The sequence below is a fragment of the Microcystis sp. M113S1 genome, from assembly GCF_020246945.1.
Lineage (GTDB): Bacteria > Cyanobacteriota > Cyanobacteriia > Cyanobacteriales > Microcystaceae > Microcystis.
The window spans coordinates 1-2,753 of record NZ_JADBSA010000243.1; the positions used below are offsets into that span (position 1 = coordinate 1).

The 2,753-nt window shown below is 44.6% G+C and carries 4 protein-coding genes; 3 read left to right on the plus strand and 1 reads right to left on the minus strand.

Features of this window, described 5'->3' with window-relative positions:
• Positions 1-118 precede the first annotated feature (118 nt).
• Complete coding sequence (locus IM319_RS12055; RefSeq protein WP_287078707.1) at positions 119-976, plus strand: DNA-formamidopyrimidine glycosylase; 858 nt, start codon at positions 119-121, stop codon at positions 974-976.
• Here IM319_RS12055 and IM319_RS12060 read toward each other — a convergent pair whose 3' ends face one another.
• Positions 977-1,807 carry a tetratricopeptide repeat protein gene (locus IM319_RS12060; protein WP_286824012.1) on the minus strand — a complete coding sequence of 277 codons (831 nt, stop codon included), beginning with the start codon at positions 1,805-1,807 and terminating at the stop codon, positions 977-979.
• 30 nt (positions 1,808-1,837) lie between these two features.
• Here IM319_RS12060 and IM319_RS12065 point away from each other — a divergent pair, with 30 nt between their 5' ends.
• A complete protein-coding gene (locus tag IM319_RS12065; RefSeq protein WP_287078708.1) occupies positions 1,838-2,008 on the plus strand; it encodes a hypothetical protein in 171 nt (56 codons plus the stop codon).
• Between the two features lie 635 nt (positions 2,009-2,643).
• A partial coding sequence (locus IM319_RS12070; protein WP_155119117.1) for a helix-turn-helix domain-containing protein occupies positions 2,644-2,753 on the plus strand: 110 nt, incomplete at its 3' end.

The following is a 2,753-nucleotide window of genomic DNA, read 5'->3' on the forward strand; positions in this document are numbered from 1 at the left end:
AACCCCCAACCCCCAACCCCCACCGAAAAACTTTTTCAGCAGACCCTATCTATTGCCTATTGCCTCTTTTGCCTTTTGCCTACCCTAACCAAGAACTTAATTTTGTTCAATTACTTATATGCCAGAATTGCCAGAAGTAGAAACGGTGCGTCGCGGGTTAAATCAAGTGACCCAGGGCAAAAAAATTATCGGTGGGGAAGTATTATTACAGCGTACCCTAGCCTATCCTAATTGCGAGGCAACTTTTCTGCAAGGAATTGCTCAGACCACGATTACCAATTGGCAGCGCCGAGGCAAATATCTCCTCGCCAATTTAGATAATGGTAGCAGTATCGGGGTTCATCTGCGTATGACCGGACAATTGCTGTGGGTAAAAGATACCACTCCCCTCCCGATTCATACGCGCTTACGCTTCTTTTTTGCCAATCAGCAAGAATTGCGCTTTGTCGATACCCGCACTTTCGGGAAAATTTGGTGGATTGCCGCCGATAAAACCCCAGAAACTGTGATTACCGGTCTCAAAAAACTGGGACTAGAACCCTTTGATCGCAATTTTACCGCCGATTACCTCTATAGTCACTGTCAAAAAAGTCGTCGTCCGATTAAAACTTTTCTCCTCGATCAAAATGTAGTCGCAGGAATTGGCAATATCTACGCAGATGAAGTTCTTTTTAAAAGTGGCATCCATCCTCAAACTGCCGCTAATCTCTTGAAAATTGAGCAAATAGACTTATTGACAAAAAACATTATTTCTGTATTAGAAACGGCGATCGCTGAAGGTGGAACCAGTTTTAGCGATTTTCTCCACGTTACGGGAGTTAATGGCAATTATGGGGCGATGGCCTGGGTTTACGGTCGTAATGGCGAAAATTGTCGCCTTTGCGGTGCAACTATTGCCAGAATTAAATTAAGTGGACGCTCGGCTCATTTTTGTCCCCAGTGTCAAGTCTCAAGGGGAGAAGGGAGAAAAAGCTGATCACTGATTAGGGGCTGTGGCTTGAATTTTGTTATTTTCGTCGGCTAGGGTCTGAATCTCCTGTCTGTAAGCAAAAGGAGCGCGACTGAGAGCATCTTGAAAGAGGGGTTGAGCCTCTTGATTTTTGCCCTGTTCTTTTAGTACGATCGCTGTCGCTAAAATTGGTCGGAAATCGTTAACATCCATCTGTTGAGCTTGTTTATAGGCTTTTAAAGCTTCCGGATAATTTTGCTGATCGAAATAGATTTTGCCTAAAAGTAACTGAACGGAAACGATATCGATTAAACTAGCAGGATTATTGGGATCGGAAGCAGCTTTTAAAGCGCGATCAATCGTGTCTTTGACCAGACTAATCGCCTCGATCGGGCGGTTTTGGCTAAGAAATAAATTAGTTAATCCAGTTAAGGCCCGCAGCTCTTGGGGATGGGAGGCTAAAAGGGCGCGATAACTGCCTGTGGCTCCTGCATAGTCCTCTATTTGCTGTTTCGCTTCCGCCAAAAGTAGCAGATAATCGGATTGTTGGGGGTTAAGTTGCGCTAATTTTTCTAAAGGTTCGATCGCTTGCCTTAAATCGCCCTGCTGTAAGCGAGTATCTAATAATCCCCGCAAAGCCGTCTGATTATCGGGTTCGCGCTCTAAAACCATCTGATAACCCAGTGCTTGACTGGCTAATTCCTCTTGTTTGACTGCGGACAGATGACTCTGGCCCGAGTGCCGCTCACTCTGGAGAATAGAAGTCAATAGCGGCATAATCGAGAAAGACAGCAAAGCAAATAACATCAGGACGAGACCGATGGACAGCCAACGACGGTTAGAGAGAGAGGCTTTCATAGACTGGGGTGCGAGGGGACAGACAGGAAAATGTTATGGAAATCTGGAGATTTGATCAGGGGATCGATCGAATTGGCCGCTCTTTATCTCAAATGTCGGGGTGAAGACCCGAAGCGCTTAGTGCGACGGGATGAAACCCCAGCCAATATAAAACAGCACTTCGACACATTTCGACAGGCTCAATGTAAAGGCTCAATGTAAAGGCTCAGTGACACGAAGCAAGATTAAAAATAAGCGTCCAGTCTCCTGACAAAATCTTGAATAACTTCTTCTTTTAAGGGTCTTGACCTACTCAGGCCAAATAGCTACTATATGAGTATAGCGGATAGGGTAATCAACCGCTCTAAAAACCCATGTAGTCTAACCACTATGCTATCTGCACCTTGACAATTAAAGATATAGGGTTCTACTCAATAGTTCTAGTTTCTCAACTGTGAGTAGGTAAAATCTTTACAGGAACTAGACAAAGCAGTATTTGAAGCTAACGTTTCAATTCAAGCAAATTTTGTACCCCCCCTTGCTCCCCCGATGTCGGAGGGGTTGGGGGGGGACTATCGTAGGGCATACGAAAAGTAATGCTTGGGGAGAGAACCACCTCTGGGTTGGATAACGCAAGGTATCTAGTTTAAGTGGACTCGTTGAACCAAGAATCCCTCGCTTTTAGCGACGGGAGTGTCAATGAGTACAATGGGCAGACAGTCAAGACTCAAAAGGGTTTTGACAAGGTTGACAGTCAAAAGATCATCGAAAATTTTGGGTCTGAAACCCCGTCGTTTCACGACGGCTTTACTGTTAAATATTAGCACATTTACCAAATATATGCTAAAATGTGAGACATGGAAAAAGCCTATTCTTACCGATTTTACCCCACACCAGAACAAGAGTCGCTATTGCGGCGCACTTTGGGCTGTGTAAGATTAGTTTACAATAAAGCTCTCCATCTCAG

Bases quoted from the DNA above. Each gene is read 5' to 3' on its own strand.
- IM319_RS12055 (WP_287078707.1), top strand. From the start codon at position 119: ATGCCAGAATTGCCAGAAGTAGAAACGGTGCGTCGCGGGTTAAATCAA.
- IM319_RS12060 (WP_286824012.1), bottom strand. From the start codon at position 1,807: ATGAAAGCCTCTCTCTCTAACCGTCGTTGGCTGTCCATCGGTCTCGTC.
- IM319_RS12065 (WP_287078708.1), top strand. From the start codon at position 1,838: ATGTTATGGAAATCTGGAGATTTGATCAGGGGATCGATCGAATTGGCC.